Raw genomic sequence first — 21,135 nt, forward strand, 5'->3', positions numbered from 1 at the left:
ATATACCTTACGGTTTACAATTACAGTTATTTGTGATATTCAAATAAACACCTGACAGTCAACTAATAAAATAGTACCGCTTTCGCGAAAGCGAAAAAGCCATAAGAATACTGCGACAAATAGCTCACCTAGAAATTCAAGCTCAGCTCCTAGTTTAAAAAGTTATCATCTAAAACTAATGATCAACACCATACTAGAATAGTATTTCAAAAATGACTATTATCAAGTATCACGAGTTCAAATAGCTTTATTAACTAAAATAGTCATGATAGTACAGGATTAAAACATAAATATCAACAACTAAATTTGATAAAAAGGTGGATATCTATTCCGTGCATAAATGGATGATAGCACCATGAGATGCGTAAACATTTAAGACCTGTGGTTGAGATGAACTGTTTATGAATCAGGAAGTGAATGCTATGATTGAATTTACAAATACTCATCTATCTTAAGAATTAAGATTATCATGCCTGTAAACTATAAATTTATCAACGACATTTTTAAAAATAAAGCATTAATTATCAGAAATTTAATGTTGCTAACTCTATTAGCACACTCTAGTATCACCCGAGCTCAAAATGTCAATCAAGATATAAATACTGGCGCATTTCAAGAATTAGAACATAAAAAGTCTCTTATAAAAACAGGAGATAAAAAAGCAGTCATAGCTTATCAACGGCTTATTGAAAAAGCAGATTCCTTATTAACCATAGAACCATTTTCTGTAGTTCATAAAACAGGTGTTCCACCTAGTAATAGCAAGCACGACTACATGAGTATAGGTCCATACTGGTGGCCTAATCCTGAAACAGAAAACGGTTTGCCCTACATCAGAAAAGATGGAGAAATAAACCCAGAAACTCGTAATAATTTTACAGATTTTGTAGAGAAGAAAAACTTTATAGATGCCATAGGTGAGTTAACAGAAGCATATTATTTAAGTGATGAAAAGAAATATGTCCATAAAGGTATAGAATTGATTAATGTGTGGTTTCTAGATGACGCTACTAAAATGAATCCTAATGTAAATTATGGTCAGTATGTGCCAGGTAAATCTATAGGAAGATGTTTTGGCATTATAGAATTTTCTGGACTTAAAAACATTACTAGATTTTTACAATTAGCAAAATCAAGAAATACCCTAGATAAAAATACGGAAAAAGGTATGCACCAGTGGTTTACAGATTATTCAAACTGGTTGCAAAACAGTAAATTAGGTAAAGAAGCTCAAACCAGAGAAAACAATCATGGTACACATTATGATTTACAGTTACTAGACATTTTATGGTATTTAAATCAAGAAGACGCTGTTAAAGAACACCTCACCACCATAACTAAGTCAAGGATTTTTAGTCAAATAGAACCTGATGGTAGTCAACCTCTAGAATTAAAAAGAACTAAATCATTTTCTTATTCCACCATGAATTTACATGGATTTATAAAATTAGTGCGATTAGGGGAAAAAGTAGGAGTTCATTTATGGAGTTTTCAATCTGAAGATGGTAGAAGTTTAAAGAAAGCTTATCAATACATGGTACCTTATCTCACAAAAGAAAAGGAATGGAAATACAAACAAATTTCAAGCATTAAAAGTTCTGAAGGTAAGTTAATAGAAGATTTAAATTATGTAAGTCAAACATTAAAAGACTACTCTTTTGACCATATCCTTGCGCAATTACGTCAACAAAATTATAGCCATTAAGCACTGAGGTATCATGAGTAAAACACTACTATCATTACTTCTTATCACTTCAATATTAGTATCCTGTCAGGAATCTAAGACGGTCTCAGATTCAAAAAGCGCAATCAGTCTAGAAGAAGGATTTAAAAACCCACCTAATGATGCAAAAGCTAGAACCTGGTGGCACTGGATAAGCGGTAATGTATCTAAATCTGGAATTACTAAGGATCTAGAAGCCATGAAAGAGGTGGGAATTCAAGAAGCTCAATTATTTAATGTGCATTTAGGTTTTCCACAAGGTCCTGTGAAATATTTAAGTGAAGAATGGCTGGACTTATTCAAATTTGCTGCGCAAGAAGCGAGGCGTTTAGACTTAGAATTAGCATTTCACAATAGCGCTGGCTGGTCGTCTTCTGGAGGACCATGGGTTACAGAAGAAAATGCAATGCAAACCGTAGTTTTTAGTGAACTTAAAGTTGAAGGTGGAAAAGAAATAAAAACACAATTACCTCTACCAGAAACAAAGTTAACTTATTATAAAGATATTGCGGTTATAGCATTTCCGAAACCTAGGAAAACTCAAAAAATAAATGGACTGGATTATAAAATCCTATCAGAACGTGTGCGCAATCATTTATTACCAGATACAAAAACAATTCCTGAAGCTGCTATAATTTCTAAAAAGAGCGTCATTAACCTAACTGCTGAAGTAACAGAATCAGGTATTTTAGAATGGAATGTACCTGAGGGCAATTGGATAATTCTACGTTTAGGTCATACACCTATAGGAACACAAAATCGTCCAGCACCACCAGAAGCAAGAGGCCTAGAAGTAGATAAAATGAGTAAAACCGCAGTAGACGCTTACTGGCAAGGCGGCGTACAACCCATCATTAATAAGCTTGGCGATTTAGTAGGCACAACGGTTAATAACTGTTTAATTGATAGTTATGAAGTAGAAACTACTAACTGGACAGCTGGTTTTGAAACTCAATTTAAGCATTTAAGAGGTTATGATTTAACCACTTATTTACCTACCCTAGCAGGTTATTATATAGAAAGTGGTGAACTATCAGAGCGTTTTCTATGGGATTATAGAAGAACCATAGGTGATTTAATTGCTGAAAATTATTATGCTCATTTTGCAACTTTATGTCATAAAAACGGCATGCAATTTTCTGTAGAACCCTATTGGGGACCGTTTGATAATATGCAAGTAGGCGCGACAGGAGATATTGTGATGTGTGAGTTTTGGAGTGGTGGCTATCCATTTTTTGATTCACCTAAATTTGTGTCCTCTATAGCTCATTTAAACGGTAGTAGCATCATAGGTGCCGAAGCTTTTACAGGAATAGGTGGCTGGGACAAGCACCCAGCAGACCTTAAGTCCATAGGTGATAGAGCCTGGTCAGAAGGTATTACACGTTTTATTTTTCATACTTATGTACATCAACCTTGGGATGTTGCGCCAGGTATGGCCTTAAGTTATCATGGCTTTGATTTTAATAGATTAAATACCTGGTGGTCACAAAGCAAAAGCTATATGGACTACCTCGCTCGCTCTCAGTACTTATTACAACAAGGTGAAAATGTGGCAGACGTATTAGTCTTTACGGGAGAATCATCGCCTAACATAGGTTTTATAAAGCCTGAAATTAAAGAAATGGGCTTTGACTATGATTTAATAGGTGCAAACAAGTTAAGAGATTTAACCGTTAAAGATGGAATGATTCACTCATCTGTAGGTAATACATACAGTGTTTTATTATTGCCAGATTCTAATTTTATAATACCAGAAACTCTAGAAAAAATAAAAGAACTGGTTGATGGTGGCGCACAAGTAATAGGAAAAAAACCGATGCAATCGCCTAGCCTCACTAATTATCCCTTATGCGATGATGAAGTAGCAAACTATGTGGATCAATTATGGGGAAATGGCTTAATTAAGGACATTCCTTTAAAAACTCTTTTAGCACAAAAAACAGTCGACTTTAGAATTGAAAGCAGTGATAACACTGACCTTAGTTTCATTCATAGAAAGACTAAAGAGGCCGATATTTATTTTATTGCTAATTCCAGAAAAGAAACTAGAGACATCATCGCGCGTTTTAGAGTATCAGGAAAACAACCAGAATTATGGAATTCAGAAAAAGGAACTGCAGTAGACGCCGTTGTTTTTAAAGAAAATAAGGATGGGACTACCTCAGTTCCTTTACAATTAGGTCCAGAAGAATCTGTATTTGTAATATTTAAAAAATCAGTAAATAAAAAACACGTAGTAACCACTCAACTAGACTTAGAGCAACCTCAACCACAGCCATTATCTCAATTAAAGATTATAAAAGCAAGCTATGGTACATTCTTACAGGAAGGTTTAGTGGATATTACAGATCAAGTAAATAATGAAATTAAAAACGGTAGATTAGATTTTAAAATGACACGTGCTTTTTGTGATTGTGATCCTGCCATGGGCTATAAGAAAGAATTCCGGATGGAATACCTCATAGGAGATACTAAAAAGCAATTATTTGCAGAAGAGCGTGAACAAGTAACCATTAACGCAGGTGATGAAAAATTAAAAGTACTTAAAGCGGTATTTGGAAAATTTAAAGGTGAAACTACAGGTATACCTCAACATTATAAAACTTATGATGTCACACAGGAGTTGAAAAACCTAGTAGCAACTGGAAATTATAATATACCAGTAACTGATTCATTAATCCACGATAAAATTCCTGAAGGTGATAACACCACGCTTAAAATAACGTTCACTACAGATGGAGAAGAACGCACCATACACGTGCCTAAAGATCAAGTGCTCAAGCTATCAAAAGAGGAATCTCAACCAGAATTAGTTTATAAACATGATGCTATTTATTGGGTCACGCCATACGCAGGTCATCTCCACTATACTCGTGCTTCTGGAGAATTGAACACGGTTACAGCACTAGATATACCTCAACCTATGGATCTTTCTAGTAGTTGGGATGTTGAGTTCGCTTTCGCGAAAGCGGAATCTATCAAAGAAAAATTTACTCCGCTAATATCATGGTCTCTTCATGAAAATCCAGTCATTCAACATTATTCTGGTACAGCCACCTACACTAAAGTAATTGATTTAATTGAAGACCAATTACAACCAGAGAATCGACTAGAACTGGACTTAGGAAGTGTTAGTGTGATTGCTGAGGTGATGGTTAACGACCAAAAAATCGAAACTTTATGGAAAGCACCTTACAGAGTTGATATTAGTAATTATCTCGTAAAGGGAGAAAATAAAATCAACATAAAAGTAACTAACTTATGGCCTAACCGGTTAATAGGCGATGAAAAATTAGAATTAGATTTTGAGCGTAGAGGTAATAAAATAAAACGGTTGCCAGATTGGTTAATAAACGATACAAAACGCCCTAGCACAAGAACCACGTTCCCATCATGGAAACACTGGAACAAGGAGGATGAGCTCAAAACTTCTGGACTTTTAGGACCGGTAAAAATTCGATTTTATAAAAATATCAAACTTTAAAATGGTGATGAGTAAACAGATTTTTAAAACACTTTTGATTTGTTTTTGCTTTATAGGATGTGCATCTAAAACTAAAGATGTAAAAGCAACCATGGAAGAGCCTAAAATGGTGGACTATTTTGCTGATAATGGATTTGGAAACGCAGTTGCCCTAGTGCAACATCCATCGGGTGTTTACCACAAAGGCATTACTTATGTAGCTTATCAAGGTGCTTTAGAAGATCCGTATGTAGCGTCTTATAATCATAAAACTAAAGAATGGAACGGTCCATTTAAAGCTGGGATTAGTGAAATGGGGAAAGATCCTAATCGCAAAAAAAGAATAGACAACCATGGTAAGCCAGCTATTTTAATTGATGATGCAGGCTATATTCATATTGCTTATGGAGGTCATGGAGGTAGACCTGAAGATGGTCATAATCCACTAGGAAATCATCATTATGGGAAAAACTTACATGCGGTTTCTAAAAAACCACTGGATATTTCAGAATGGGAAACACTAGATAATATTTCAATATTCGGTACCTACAGTCAGTTTGTAAAAATGGATAATGGAGATATATATCTATTTTATCGTCATGGAGCTCATAGAAGCAATTGGGTATATGAAAAATCAACTGATCATGGTAAAACTTTTGAAGCACCAGTTTCTTTTTTAAAGCATAAAAGAAGAACTGATGTGGAAGCTGAAGATTCTTGGTATCCATGGGTGAGTAAAGGCAACGGTGACGATATTATCGTTGCTTTTGATTATCATATTTGTAGAGATCATAATAATTCACAGGACGATAGAGGTCATATTCCAGAGCGTCATCATTTATATTACATGGTATTTAATACTAAAACAGAACAATGGAAAAATGTTGAAAATGAACCTTTGGTGATGCCATTAACTAAAGAACAAGCAGACGAAAAAGCCTTAGTTAAAAGAATACCTAACGACTGGACATTTCAAGGAATCGTAGATGTAGATGCTGATGGAAATCCACACCTAGGTGTGTTAGTGGGACCAGATATAAATGCAAAAAGAAGTGGTCCTAAACAAATGCAATATTTTAGGTGGAATGGTGAAGAATGGTGGCAAGGTAATACATCTAACTTCCCTCGTGGTAATGGTGATATAGAAGTCACATCTACTACAGAAGTGAGTTTCTATCTTGAACATAAAAATGATGATGTAGGAGAAATAAGTAGATGGGATAGCTATGATGGTGGTACATCTTTTAAAAAGAAAATCGTTTTTTTAGAACGTAATCATTCAGGATTTGCAATTTCTGCTCTTATTGATAATCCACATCCTGATGCTAGAATTATAGTTGCAGAAAATGAAGAAAACTCAGATTATAGAAGAATGTATCTTGTAGGAGATAATGGCCCAATTACACGTTCTAAAATTGAAACTCAAGTATTAAAGAAATAGTATTTAAATGAAAAATACTCCTTTTACATTCATCATTTTACTCCTATTTGTTTTTTCATGTAAAAATGAAAAACATACAGCAATAAAGTTTAAGTCTTCTAATCCTAATGTCCTTTTCATAGCTGTTGATGATTTAAATACGTGGATAAGTCCTATAGATAATTTTACTAGTGTAAAAACACCCAATTTTGATAGACTAGCTTCCTTGGGAATTACTTTTACAAATGCGCACGTGCAAGCGCCACTTTGTGGTCCATCTCGAGCTTCTATTATGACAGGTTTGCGTCCATCTACCACAGGGATTTATGGAATGACACCAGATGATAAAATCAGAAGACCAGGAAACCCAGCAACAAAAGATATTACATTCTTGCCCGAGTATTTTGAAAAACAAGGATATCATACCATGGGAATAGGTAAACTTTTTCACATTCATGCTCCAGATGGTGTGTTCTATGAATCTGGTGGTCGTGTTAAAGGCTTCGGTCCGTATCCTGAAAAACGTTTTGTCTGGGATGGTTTTGGGAAAGGTATTAAAGGAACTCACGGTAGAACCAGCACAGATTGGGGCGCCTTTCCTGAGAACGATAGCTTAGTGCCAGACCATCAATCCGTAAATTGGGTTGTGGAGCGATTAAATAGAACTTATGATAAGCCATTTTTTATGGGCTTAGGTTTTTTACGTGTACACGTACCACTTTATGTTCCTCAAAAATGGTTTGACATGCATCCTTTAGAAGGAATAGAAACACCACCTTATTTAAAAGATGATTTAAAAGATATTCCACCAGTAGGATTAAAAATCAACGACTTACCCATGATGCCATCTACAGAATGGGCTAAGGAAACTGGAGAATGGAAAAAAATAATTCAAGCATATTTGGCATGTATGAGTTATGTCGATTATGAATTAGATCGTGTTTTAGATGCTTTAGAACAAAGTAATTATGCAGATAATACGATTATAGTATTGTGGTCAGATCACGGTTATCGCTTAGGCGAAAAAGGGACTTTTGCAAAACATGCGTTATGGGAAACCGCTACAAAAGCACCACTTATAATTGCAGGACCTAATGTACCTAAAGGTAAAAAAATAGATACACCAGTAGAAATGTTGTCCATTTACCCAACACTTTTAGAGCTTAGTAACTTACCTGCCTATTCTAAAAATGAAGGAACAAGTTTAGTGAACATCATGCAAAATAATGAAGTTATTAATGATGGTTATGCCCTTACAACCTTTGGGATGAATAACCATTCCATAAAAAAAGACGGCTATAGATACATACGATATGAGGATGGCAAAGAAGAATTTTACAATCACAGAGTAGATTCAAATGAATGGCATAATGAATCTAATAACCCTAAGTATAAAATTCAGATAGAGGCATTAAAAAAACTTTTACCAGTTGAAAACGCAAACTGGGATGAAGCATCTAATTATACATTTCAACCTTATTTTGTCGAGCAAAAAAAGCGAATGAATAGTAAAAAACAAAAGGAAAATTAGAACTGTTAAATAGAGTCTCAAAAAATGGAATCAATAATAATGACAGATAAAGCCATGTTTATGCTAAAACTAAGTCAATTATTTAAAGCGATAATTGTTGTGCTATTTTTACCATTAATGAGTTGTAATGACAAAGACAAATCAAACCATGCAGAAAAGCAATTTGAAATAATAAGTGATGTAAAACCCAATATTATATTCTATCTATCAGACGACCAAGATGTTTATGATTACGGTTGCTATGGTAACAAGAAAGTAAATACTACAGCAGTAGATCGATTAGCAAAAGAAGGAATGCTATTTACAAATGCATTTACTGCACAAGCGATTTGCGCACCTAGTCGGTCTCAAATTTTCACTGGACTATATCCTCTAAAAAATGGATGCTTTGCAAATCATACAGCTACTAAACCAGACATTAAAAGTGTGACTGAACAGATGAAAGAATTAGGCTATGAAGTTGTTTTAGCCGGAAAAAGTCATGTAAAACCTGATAGTGTTTATAAATGGGACAAGGAATGGGCTCCAGTTCCTAAAAAGGATGTGCCCAGAGAATATATACCATTAGATAGTATAGAAGATTATTTCAAAACGGCTAAAAAACCGTTTTGCATGTTCATCACATCAAAATATCCACATGGTAAATATTTTGATGTAGAAAACCCAAATGCAACAGACCTTAAATTTTATCCTTTTAATTCACATAAAAAAAGTGATAAAGCATACGTTAAAAGCAAAGCAGGCTATTACCGAAGTATTGAGGAAGACAATACGCAATTGGAAAACATTTTAAAATTAGTTGACAATTATTTAGACAAAAACACACTTTTCATATACAGTGCAGATCATGGTGTTTCAGGAAAGTTTACAGTTAAAGATATAGGCTTAAAAGTACCCTTTGTAGTACGATGGCCTAATGTTATTAAAGCAGGTTCTACATCAAATCAGTTGATTCATTATACAGATGTCTTACCTACTTTTTTAGACGTTGCAGGCGGTAAGGCAACACACGATTTGGATGGGAAAAGTATTGTCCCATTATTTAAAGGAAAAGACGATGAAATCAACAGGTATGTATATGGTGTAAGAACCAATCAAAACATTCTAAATTCTGAAATTTTTCCATCTCGAATGATTCGGGATAAGCGCTTTAAATACATCAGAAACTTTAATTCAATTGAAGTAGTTGAAAAAAATCTCACAGGAAAGCCAAATGTAGATTTCTTTTTAAGACGTGGTTCAGAGAAATTTAAAAACGAACCCTTTGAGGAATTATATGATTTGGAGAAGGACCCATTTGAGCAACAGAATTTGGCTCATAATACAGAATTGAAAGTCGTTAAAGAAAGATTAGTAAGAGACCTATTTACATGGATGGGTGAACAAGGTGATTTTTTAAAAGAAGAACTAGGCAGTATGCCTATCATTACACCTAAAGGAAATAAAGGATTTAAATTAGACCAAGACACACCTAGACGCAAAATTCCCGATTCCTTGAAAAACACTTTGGAGAAAGGCGATTATACTGTAATTGAGTATTGGTAAAAAAAATCATAAAATGAAAAAAATCTTTATATACATATTGGGTTCGGTAATCATTTTCATGTCTTGCAAAAATGAAAAAGAGAAAACCGTTGAGAAACAAGATCAAAAACCAATGAACATTCTCTTTATTGCCATTGATGATTTACGACCTGAATTAGGTTGCTATGATGCGCGACAGGTAAAGTCACCAAGCATCGATAAACTGGCAAAAGAAGCTATCGTTTTTGACCGCGCTTATTGCAATATTCCCGTTTGCGGCGCTTCAAGAGCAAGTTTGCTTACAGGTATTCTACCTACTAAAACACGTTTTATAGATTTTAGAGCAAAGGCCGAAGAAGACGTGCCGAATGCCAAAACATTGCCAGGTATTTTTAAAGATGCTGGCTATACCAGTATTTCTAACGGAAAGATTTTCCATTATAACAAAGACGCTCAGGAAGCTAGTTGGAGTCGAAGTCCATGGATGCCAGATGGAGGACACAGAGTGAGTCATGACCCTACCACTACTGAAGTATTAACGAAATCAGGGAATGGTCGTGTTTACGAAGCTCCAGAAGTAGATAATAGTGCTTATCCTGATCATAAAATAGCACAAAAAACCATTAATGATTTACGGGAACTCAAAGCATCAGGAGAACCCTTTTTTATGGCTTGTGGTTTTTTTCGTCCTCATATGCCTTTTTACGCACCAAAAAAGTATTGGGATTTATATGATAGAGATTCAATTGAAATAGCAGACAACCGTCATTTACCAGAAAATGCGCCTGAATTATTACGTGGAAGTGGCGAATTCAAATCCTATAGTTTTGGATCATATAAACCTAATACCGAGGAATTTCATAAAATGATGCGTCATGGCTATTATGCCTGTGTAAGTTATGTAGATGAATTGGTAGGTGAGGTAATTAGTGAACTTGAATCCCTTGACTTAGCAGAGAATACGATTGTAGTAATATGGGGAGATCACGGTTGGCATCTAGGAGAGCACGAGTTTTGGGGAAAGCACAATACTTTGCACAATGCGTTGCAAGTGCCGCTGATTATAAAAGTACCAAGGAAAGTTAAAGGACAGCATAGTAAAGCTTTGGTAGAGACTGTTGATCTATATGCGACTCTTTGTGATTTAGCTAATTTAGAGACACCTGATTATATAATGGGAAAGAGTTTTAAATCAGTTCTAGATAACCCTAAACAATCGTTTAGAGAAAATATTTATGCGCGTTTTAAGAAGGCTGATGCAATTGTAACGGAAGATTTTACTTATTCATTATACGAAAATGGCGATGAGATGTTATACAACCGTAAATTAGATCCAGATGAGAACAAGAATGTCGCAGCAGATGATACTTATAAAGATAAGCTTGAGGACATGCGAAAAGCTCTCAAAATAAGGCAAGAACAAGCACGCAGTTATAGATAAAGGAATTCGTTATAAATGAAACTGAATTTAATCAAATGATAGATAATAGAAAAATAGCAACAAATTTAAATTATATCGGTCTTCTAATTCTTTTCTTAGCCATCGTTAGCTGTAAAAACGAAGAAAAGAGCATCGCTACTAAGAAAGAAAAACGACCCAATATTATATATGTTTATGTGGACCAACTCAGTGCTAATATGATGAGTAATGCTGGTAATGATTATTTAAAAACACCAGCATTAGATTATATTGCTCATAACGGTATTCGTTTTACTAGGGCTTATACAACAAATCCTGTATGCTCACCGGCAAGAGTTAGTTTAATGACAGGTCGCTTCCCTAGTTATTTTAAAGATGATAAAGAGAATGAGGTTAGAGAGAATAGAGGTTCTATGATGATTCCCACTGTCACTGATGAAGTGAAACGTACAACGATTGCTGCGCACCTCAAAAAGGCAAATTATGACTTGTATTTTGGAGGAAAAGAACATTTGCCAAAATCATTGACACCAGCAGCACTTGGTTTTAATAAATTCAGTAATGATGAAAGAGGTGAGTTAGTTAAGAAAGCTGCAGATATCATTAAAGAAAATCATGAAAATCCATATTTCATGGTAGTGTCGTTAATAAACCCGCATGATATATGTTACATGGCATTACGAGAAAAAGCAACCAGTAAAAATGACGCCATTCTCCTCAAACGAGCTAAAGTCGAGTTAGCCACATTAGATAAAGCCATGAAAATTCCAGAAGGTGTTAGCAAAGAAGAATTTTATGCTAGTTATTGTCCGCCATTGCCAGTAAATTATGAACCTCAAATTGATGAACCTCGAGCAGTAAAGAATTTAATTGACAACAGACCGTTTCGTAAAAACGCTAGAGAACATTTTACAGATCAGGACTGGAAACATCATAGGTATGCGTACCATCGTTTAACTGAAGTTATGGATAAGGAAATACAAGTACTTTTAGATGCTATAAAAAACAGCGGACAAGAAGAGAATACACTTATAATTTTTTCAAGTGATCATGGTGATATGAGCGCAAGTCATCGCATGGAACATAAATCTACATTGTATGAGGAATCTGCAAATATCCCATTTATGGCGATGTGGAAAGGTCATATTCCCAAAGGTCAAATCAATGAGAAAAACTTAATCTCAAACGGACTGGATTTACTTCCAACGATATGTGATTATGCTGGTATAGAAGGTGTTTCTGATCATCGCGGTAGAAGCTTGCAACCACTATTTCAAGGTGAAGATGTGTCATGGAGAGAAACATTAGGTGTGGAAAGTGAAATAGGTAAAATGGTGGTTGATCAACACGGTTTTAAATATATGCGCTATGATGTTGATGGAATTGAAGAACAGTTGTTAAATTTAGATCTAGACCCTTTTGAAACTACGCACTTTACTGATGATTTAAGATTTAAAAGTGATTTAGAACGATTAAGAAAGATATACCAAACGGAATGGTTCAAGTAATTAAAAAACGAATCACCTGATAAAAAATAATGCCTATGAAATGTAATGGTTTAAATCAAAACATCGTACTTATTGGGTTAGTACTGCTTGTTACTTTTAAAATGACTAGTCAGGTTAAAGAACGTCCATTTATTTTAGTAACTGCTGATGAACGTCATCAAATACTTGAAAAAATAGAGACTCAAGATTGGGCAAATGACATCTTTACTGAATTAAAAGAAAAAGCAGATTTTCAAGTTAAGACCTTCTATAAAAACCCTAAAACTTATTTAGAAAAATTACCATTTAACTGGTCTGAAGGTAATAAAAATGACTTCCCACCTTTTTATAAAACTTACCATATAGAAAACGGTATCCAAAAAAATCTAGATAATGCCACAGATAAGGAACAGAAATATATGGAATTATTAGATCAATACTTGCAAATCGCAATTGATTGCGGTATGATGTATTATTTCACACAAGATGAGAAATATGCCTATCTGGCAAGTAGTATTCTGTATTCTTTTACAAAATCCGTTCAAAAATCTGAAGTTTCAGATTGGCGTGGTAGAGGTGGCTGGTTATTCCCATATGATGGCTTTAGAGAAGTACGTGTTTTAGGTTACAAGGTGCCTTTAGTTTACGATTTCACAGGTTCTTATCTTAAAAAAGGAGGAAAATCATTTGACATTATAAAAAACAGAAAAGTAGATTTCCCTATAAATGAACTACAAGATGTTTGTAGAACCTATGCAGATATTTCAATTAACTATGGTCATACAGGTTCTAACCATTCAGTATTAGAATCAACAAGTTTAGTATATAATGCTTTAGCCATGGATGATGAAAAAGAGCGTCATACTTTATTATCTTACTTTTTAACTGAAAATACCGAGAATCAAGATGCCATCAACGTCATGTATAAAAAGTATAAAAAGAAAGGTGATATATGGCCAGAGACTTCGCAGTATTTAAATCATTCTACGGCCATTTTAGCTAAATTATTGCTAGTGGTTAATAAGTATGATCCATCTTTAAAATTGGGAGAAAAATATCAAAATATCTTGTTTGCATTACCTAGATTGGACTATTTCGTATATCCTAATAACGAAATTATAAGATGGGGAGATGGACACCGAACTTCTCATGCACCTTACGAGGCTTATGAAAATGCATATATCCTTTCTAAAATGGATGGCCTAGAGGAGTTACAACATAAATATGCGCCACTTATCAAAGGTGCCATGAATAGCGGAAAATATAATCGAAAAAGCCCAGAAGCCTTATTTTGGTATAGTGATGATATGAATCAACAAGTCGCTAAGATTGATTTACCTAGAACCGATAGAGTGTATCACGCAGGTATTGTGTTACAACGCAATTTAAGTAGTACTAATAATCCTAAAGATGGATTAATGTGTTTTGTAGGTGGTGCACACATGGTTCATGGTCATGCCGAAGGAATGAATATTGAATTGTACGGAGAAGGTCAGGTCTTAGGAGCAGATCATGGGCGTAAACGATATGGAAAAGATCTTCATGAGAATTATTCAAGATTATTTGCAGCACATAACACGGTCATTGTTAATGGAAGCTCTCAAGGAGAAGGTGGATGGGTTAATTTAGGAATAAATTCAGTGGAACTCATTTCCATGGAACCAAACTTAGGTGAAGAAGCAGTCTCACCATTCCACTCCTATAGTCAAACCAGTTTTGAAGACGATAAAGGTGAAAAAGCTGAAGCGACTCAAGAACGTACTTTGGCTTTAATTCGAACGTCACCTACCACCGGTTATTATGTTGATGTATTTCGTTCGAAATCTAAGCTTATCAATCAATATCATGATTACTTGTATCACAATATAAGTGACACACTCGTTTTTAAAAATAACGACATGGTATTTAAACAAACACCTTATCGTTATGTGGCAAATGCTAACGGAAAATGGAAACAAAATAAAGAATATAGAAATCCAGGATGGCATTTTTTTAAAAACGTATGGTCATCAGAAACATATGACAAAGATGTTAAGGCTACATTTAAGACTGAAAAATTACGTACAGGAAGCATTTTTATGCAGCTTCATGTTCTAGGTTTCAATAATAGGGAATATACTAAAGTAAAAGCACCTACAACATTTGAGTCGCCAAAACCATATGACAGCTTACCTACCCCAACATTGGTAATTCGTAATTATGGTGAGACTTGGAAAAACCCTTTTGTTGTGGTTTATGAGCCTTTCAATGAAAATGAAAGAGCTACAATACAATCAGTAGAAAAATTAGAAGAAAATGGTTTTTATAAAGGTTTAAAAATTATAAGTCATACACCTACAGAAAAGTTGATTCAATATGTTGTAACCCAATCAAAAAATGAAATATTTCAAGATGAAGTATTAGGAATTTACTTTAAAGGTACTTTTGCAATAATCTCCTTGAAAGAAAATAAAAGTTTGCACAGTATTTACATTGGTAATGGAGACAAGCTCATCTATAAAAATGAAACGATAGTTACAGATGCTAGCAAAACCTATTATAAGACTTATTAACGCCACTTTATGCTACGAAATGTAATAACCAAATACTTATCGCTATTCTTAGTTTTAATATTACTTTTTGGTTGTCAGTCAAAAAAAGAAATCACCTTACTTTTTGTAGGTAGTTTTACGGATAAAAAACCAGGAGAAGGCATACATGTCTACCAGTTCAACACTAAAACAGGTGAAGCTTCTTTAAAATTTACGCTGGATAGTATTACCAATACATCATTTTTAAAATTAGCTAAGAACGGTAAGTATTTGTATTCCGTTATGGATAGTCAAATGCCGTATCACGGAAAAATAGCAGCTTACACTGTAGATTCTATTAATGGAACTATTGAATTAATAAATACACAAGATTGTGGTGGTTTAAATCCGGCCCATCTCAACATAGATAAAACTGGTACATTTTTAACTAATTCAAATTACTCAGATGGTAGTATAAGTATTTTTAAAATCCGAGAAGATGGTGGTCTTAACTCTTTTAGTCAACTCACAAGATTTAAAGATAGTAGTTTAATTAAAAAACGTCAGAGTGCTTCTCATATTCACTCTTCTAATTTTTCACCTGATAATAATTACTTATTTGTTCATGACCTTGGTGCAGATAAAATAAGAAGATTCAAATTAGATTTTAAAAGTCAAGATTCTATTCTTCAAAATGAGACTCAAATTCAAATAAAACCAGGAAGTGGTCCACGACATTTCACCTTTCATCCTAATGGTAAATTTGGCTATAGTATTGCTGAGTTAAGTGGTAAAATAATTGCTTTTAAATACCAAAACAACAACTTAGAGTTCATTGAGGAATATCAATCGTATAAGAATAATCATGATATCTATAGAGCAGCAGACATTCATATTTCCCAAGATGGAAATTTTCTGTACGCTTCAAATCGTGGTCCAGATGAAGATACTATTTCAATATTCTCAATTAACGCTACTACAGGAAAATTAATTTCAGTAGAACATAAACCTACTTATGGAGAACACCCTAGAAATTTTACATTATCACCTTGCGGCAATTTTATTTTAGTTGCAAATCAATTTTCAAGTAATGTTGTCGTTTTTCGTCGCGATGTTACTACTGGTAAACTTTTTAAATTACCCCACAGCATAAAAGTTAATAACCCGTCAAGTCTGCAAATGCAAACTTATCTTTAATTCTTAAATTTAATTTTTTAAATATTATAAAGAATCTCGCTCAATTAAATTAAAAGGGACTTTATAACTACCTTTTTTATTATTTAAGATCATATCAGCTGCGGTTTCCCCCATTACTTTAAAATCAGTTGAAACAACTGTAATTCCTAATAAATCTTTAAGCGGTGTATCATTATAAGATATAATACCTATATCCTTTCCTAAAATAAATTCATCTTCTTTAGCTTGATTTACCAGACTAACTAAATCGGACTCTTCAATGGTAATAAACAAATCACCCTTTTTAATAATCATATCATCAATCACTTCATTAAGAATTTCAAAATCAAGATTAAATTCTACACAAAATTTTGTAAATCCATGTAAAATTCTTCTAGGATATGGATATACTGCTTTCTCAGGATAAAATAATATAACTTTTTTATATTCCTTAATCTTCGTAAATCCTTCTTTTAAAGCATTATATATATCGTTTTCAAAATCTTGATAAATTTCAATATCTAAACCTTTAATTGTTGATTTTTTATTGTCTAAAATAACGAGCTTTTCCCTAGGTATTTTTTTGAGCGCCGTAATTACATTTTGTGTATAACTAGTATGTTTTAGATTTTCCGTTTTGAAATGGGGCATGATAACATAATAGTCGTAAGATGATTGATGCTTCTCTAATAAATTTAAAAATAACGTTTCATCACAATGGTATATCACTAAGTCAGTATGGCAATTATGCCCAACACAATTAATAAATGAATTATAGATTCTCAGCTTATAAGAACTTAACTTATTAATAAAAAATAAAATATTTGTTTTTGAAATTAACTTTGTAGTGTTAATATAAAAGCCTTTGCCTCTAATCGCACTTATTATTTTACGCTCCTTTAGAATACCATAAGCCTTCTCAACAGTATCGCGAGAAAGATAAAACTCTTCACTAAACTTATTAATTGAAGGTATTCTCTGATCTATTACTAAATTCCCTACTTCGATATTCGAAATAATAGAATTTACGATTTGTTGGTATTTAGGAATTCTAGAATCCTCATCTATATTAATAAATTCAAACATAAATTAGCATTGACTTTTAAAGGGAATGGTTAACAAAAATAGTGAACTATAGCATAAATACTTAGATTACAATAATATTTATAAATTGATCTAATAAAATGAAAAACTCTTAAAAATGCTAATTAAATAAAAAGTACACCATGACCATATAGCACAGGATAGCAATAAGGTCTTCTTCATTTAAATTCGTGTAAAATATTTATTTCTTTTATGGCAACTAGCACAAAAACTTTCAAGTACGTAGACTATTTATGGGATCAAGAAAAAGCAGATTCACTTGGTGATGATCAGGTAGCTTTATTCTTGTATCGTTCAAATATTTTAGGAGCAGATTTAAGAATCACTAACTATGGTGGTGGAAATACCAGTTGTAAAACTATAGAAAAAGACCCGTTGACTAATGAAGATGTTGAAGTCATGTGGGTAAAGGGTTCTGGTGGAGATATAGGAACCTTAACTAGAGCCGGTATAGCTGGATTATACACAAGTAGGTTGCGAGATTTAAAAAAAGTATATCAAGGCTTACATGATGAGGATAGAATGGTAGGTTTATTTAACCATTGTATTTATGATTTAGATAGTAAAGCACCTTCAATTGACACACCTTTACACGGCTTGTTACCTTTTGCGCATATTGATCACTTACATCCAGATGCGCTTATTGCTGTGGCAGCCGCAAAAGATAGTGAGAAGGTCACTAAAGAAATTTGGGGAGATACTATGGGCTGGGTTCCATGGCAAAAACCAGGTTTTGACTTAGGCCTACAATTAGAAAAATGTCTAGCAGACAATCCAGGAATAAGAGGTATCGTGTTAGGAAGCCACGGTTTATTTACATGGGGTGACACTTCTTATGAATCCTATATGAATAGTCTCGAAGTTATAGAAATGGCTTCAGAATATATTGAGAAAAAAATAAAAGAAAACGGTGAAGTTTTTGGTGGTCAAAAAGTTGAAAGCTTACCAGCAGCACAACGCAAGGAAAAAGCCGCTCAATTAATGCCACTTCTTAGAGGTCTTTGTTCCTCAGAAAATAGAATGATAGGTCACTTCTCAGATACTGATGTCGTGATGGAGTACATTAATAGTAATAATCTTGAAAGGCTTGCCCCTATGGGAACTTCTTGTCCAGATCACTTCTTAAGAACTAAAATTCAACCTTTAGTACTATCACTAGATAAAAATGAAGATCTCTCTGACACTGATGCAGTAAGAGCTAAACTAGAACCAGCATTTGAAGCTTACCGTCAGGAATACGTAGATTATTATAATAACTGTAAACGAGACAACAGTCCTGCGATAAGAGATGCTAATCCTGTGATTATCATTTACCCAGGTGTAGGAATGTTTAGTTTTGCTAAAAATAAACAAACTACCAGAGTAGCAAACGAGTTTTACATCAACGCTATAAACGTGATGCGCGGCGCAGAAGCTATTACAGAATACACTTCATTACCACGTCAGGAGGCATTTGATATTGAATACTGGCTATTAGAAGAGGCAAAACTTCAAAGAATGCCTAAAGAATTACCACTATCCAGAAAAGTAGCCTTAATTACAGGTGCCGGTGGTGGAATAGGAAAAGCCATTGCAGATAAACTAGCCGCAGAAGGTGCAAACGTGGTTCTAACAGACATCAATGAAGAAAGTCTTGTTACTGCAAACGCAACTTACAAAAGAGATGTATCAACATATGCAGTATGTGATGTAACTAATGCTGACTCTATCTCATCAGCATATAAGAAGGCATGTCTAGAGTTTGGTGGTGTGGATATTATTGTTCACAGTGCAGGATTAGCCATATCTAAAGCGCTAGAAGATACTACAGAAAAGGATTGGAATATTTTACAAAATATCCTTGTAAAAGGACAATTTGAGCTCGCTCAACAGTCTGTAGAAATTATGCGTAAACAAGGACTAGGTGGAGATTATATTTCTATCGCTAGTAAAAATGGTCTGGTTGCAGGACCTAATAATGTAGCTTATGGAACTGCAAAAGCAGCTCAACAACATATGGTACGTTTACTTGCGGCAGAACTAGGTAAAGATAAAATAAGAGTAAACACTGTAAATCCAGATGGAGTCATCGTAGGGAGTAAAATCTGGGAAGGTGCCTGGGCAGAAGGTCGTGCAAAAGCAAACGGTATTACCGTTAAAGAGTTACCAGCATTCTATGCAAAACGTAACCTATTGAACGAGATCATCAGACCTGAAGATATCGCAAACGGTGTATTCTCATTAGTGGGAATCTTAGATAAATCTACAGGTAATATTATCAACGTAGATGGTGGTATGGCAAATGCCTTTGTGAGATAATCTAAACTTCAGTAAATTATAATCATAAGATTGATGGTAGTAAAGGCTGTGGTAGTATTAAAGTTGGATGATTATTCCGCTTTCGCGAAAGCGTGCTGCACAACATATTGATCTACTATTATTACACAGGAATTCTTCCATAAAGTAACATTTGAACTTATGGAAGTTTTTCATTTAAAACACCAATTTAATGAACGTAACTAAGCAACAAATTCAAGACGAAAATAAAAAACATCTTGACGCTCATCATAACAGCTATAACTATCTTGCTGACAGTTTAACAAAAAATGGTCACAATGTAGACCACATTTTAAAGCAATTATCAGACTTTCAAGTAGCTATCCCTAGTTGGGCACTAGGAGCTGGAGGAACCCGTTTTGGTCGTTTTTCCTTCTATGGTGAACCTTCAACACTTGAACAGAAAATTGATGATATAGGAATACTGCATAGTTTAACCCAAACCGCTGGAGCTGTTTCATTACATATTCCATGGGACATTCCATCAGACTATAAGGCGATAAAAGAAAAAGCCGATCAGTTAGATATTAAATTTGATGCTGTTAACTCAAATACATTCCAGGATCAAACAAATGCAAAAGAGAGCTACAAATTTGGCTCATTAAGTAACACCAGTAAAGCCGTAAGAGATCAGGCAATCCAACATAATTTAGATGTTATTGATATAGGTAATAAACTAGGTTCTAAAGCACTTACAGTATGGCTAGCAGATGGCTCAAGTTTCCCTGGTCAAAACAATTTCCAGACCGCATTTCAAAACACTCAAGATAGTTTAATAGAGATTTATCAAGGTTTACCACAGGATTGGAAACTTTTAGTAGAATACAAACCTTATGAACCTAATTTTTATAGTACTGTTATTCAGGATTGGGGAGCATCGTTAATGCTAGCAAACGGCTGCGGTGATAAGGCTTATACCTTAGTAGATTTAGGACATCATTTACCTAATACTAATATCGAGCAAATAGTAGCCATCCTTCAATTAAAAGGAAAACTAGGAGGTTTTCACTTTAATGACAGTAAATATGGAGACGATGATCTTACCGTAGGAAGTATCAAACCATATGCGTTATTCTTAATTTTTAATGAATTAGTTTACGGTATAGAAAACAATCCTCAAAATCCAGATTTAGCCTGGATGATAGATGCCAGCCATAACATTAAAGACCCATTAGAAGACCTGATACAATCCCTAGAAGCTATTCAAGAAGCTTATGCAAAAGCGATGTTAGTAGATCAGGTTGCATTAAAAGCAGCTCAAATGGACAATGATGTAGTTAAATGTCAGGAACTTTTACAAGAAGCTTATAGAACTGACGTTAGACCATTGCTTGCTGCAGCACGACTACAAACTGGTGGAGCCATCAACCCTATTAATAGTTATCGATTATTATCTGTAAGAGATCAATTAATTAAAGAAAGAGGTAAGAACACCATAGCAACAGGACTTTAAATCGC

General features: G+C 34.2%; 12 protein-coding genes. 11 read left to right on the forward strand and 1 reads right to left on the reverse strand.

Going from position 1 to position 21,135, the window contains the following annotated elements; genetic code table 11:
- Positions 1–469: 469 nt before the first annotated feature.
- From BST92_RS01810 to BST92_RS01850, 9 genes are read left to right on the forward strand one after another with little or no spacing between them, the layout of a single operon-like run.
- Positions 470–1,705 (forward strand): alginate lyase family protein, encoded by a 1,236-nt coding sequence (locus BST92_RS01810; protein WP_105069916.1) that lies wholly within the window; start codon positions 470–472, stop codon positions 1,703–1,705.
- A 13-nt stretch (positions 1,706–1,718) separates the two neighbouring features.
- Complete coding sequence (locus BST92_RS01815) at positions 1,719–5,210, forward strand: glycosyl hydrolase (RefSeq protein ID WP_105069917.1); 3,492 nt, start codon at positions 1,719–1,721, stop codon at positions 5,208–5,210.
- Between the two features lie 7 nt (positions 5,211–5,217).
- Complete coding sequence (locus BST92_RS01820; protein WP_245910838.1) at positions 5,218–6,630, forward strand: BNR-4 repeat-containing protein; 1,413 nt, start codon at positions 5,218–5,220, stop codon at positions 6,628–6,630.
- A 7-nt stretch (positions 6,631–6,637) separates the two neighbouring features.
- On the forward strand, positions 6,638–8,140 hold the full coding sequence (locus BST92_RS01825) for a sulfatase (RefSeq protein ID WP_105069918.1): 1,503 nt from the start codon (positions 6,638–6,640) through the stop codon (positions 8,138–8,140).
- Positions 8,141–8,164: 24 nt separating this feature from the next.
- Positions 8,165–9,685, forward strand: a complete 1,521-nt coding sequence (locus BST92_RS01830) for a sulfatase family protein (RefSeq protein ID WP_245910839.1) — start codon at positions 8,165–8,167, stop codon at positions 9,683–9,685.
- A gap of 58 nt (positions 9,686–9,743) precedes the next feature.
- Complete coding sequence (locus BST92_RS01835) at positions 9,744–11,105, forward strand: sulfatase (protein ID WP_170061691.1); 1,362 nt, start codon at positions 9,744–9,746, stop codon at positions 11,103–11,105.
- A gap of 35 nt (positions 11,106–11,140) precedes the next feature.
- On the forward strand, positions 11,141–12,592 hold the full coding sequence (locus BST92_RS01840) for a sulfatase family protein (protein WP_105069920.1): 1,452 nt from the start codon (positions 11,141–11,143) through the stop codon (positions 12,590–12,592).
- Positions 12,593–12,627: 35 nt separating this feature from the next.
- Positions 12,628–15,123, forward strand: coding sequence for an endo-acting ulvan lysase-like protein (locus tag BST92_RS01845; RefSeq protein WP_170061692.1), 2,496 nt, complete (start codon positions 12,628–12,630; stop codon positions 15,121–15,123).
- A gap of 9 nt (positions 15,124–15,132) precedes the next feature.
- A complete protein-coding gene (locus BST92_RS01850; RefSeq protein ID WP_105069922.1) occupies positions 15,133–16,278 on the forward strand; it encodes a lactonase family protein in 1,146 nt (381 codons plus the stop codon).
- 24 nt (positions 16,279–16,302) lie between these two features.
- Here the strand turns inward: BST92_RS01850 and BST92_RS01855 are convergent, their stop codons facing one another.
- Positions 16,303–17,343, reverse strand: a complete 1,041-nt coding sequence (locus BST92_RS01855; RefSeq protein WP_105069923.1) for a GntR family transcriptional regulator — start codon at positions 17,341–17,343, stop codon at positions 16,303–16,305.
- Between the two features lie 210 nt (positions 17,344–17,553).
- Here BST92_RS01855 and BST92_RS01860 point away from each other — a divergent pair, with 210 nt between their 5' ends.
- Complete coding sequence (locus BST92_RS01860) at positions 17,554–19,659, forward strand: bifunctional aldolase/short-chain dehydrogenase (RefSeq protein WP_105069924.1); 2,106 nt, start codon at positions 17,554–17,556, stop codon at positions 19,657–19,659.
- A 190-nt stretch (positions 19,660–19,849) separates the two neighbouring features.
- Positions 19,850–21,130 (forward strand): sugar isomerase, encoded by a 1,281-nt coding sequence (locus BST92_RS01865; protein ID WP_105069925.1) that lies wholly within the window; start codon positions 19,850–19,852, stop codon positions 21,128–21,130.
- Positions 21,131–21,135 lie beyond the last annotated feature (5 nt).

This window comes from Nonlabens arenilitoris (assembly GCF_002954765.1).
Taxonomy (GTDB): domain Bacteria; phylum Bacteroidota; class Bacteroidia; order Flavobacteriales; family Flavobacteriaceae; genus Nonlabens; species Nonlabens arenilitoris.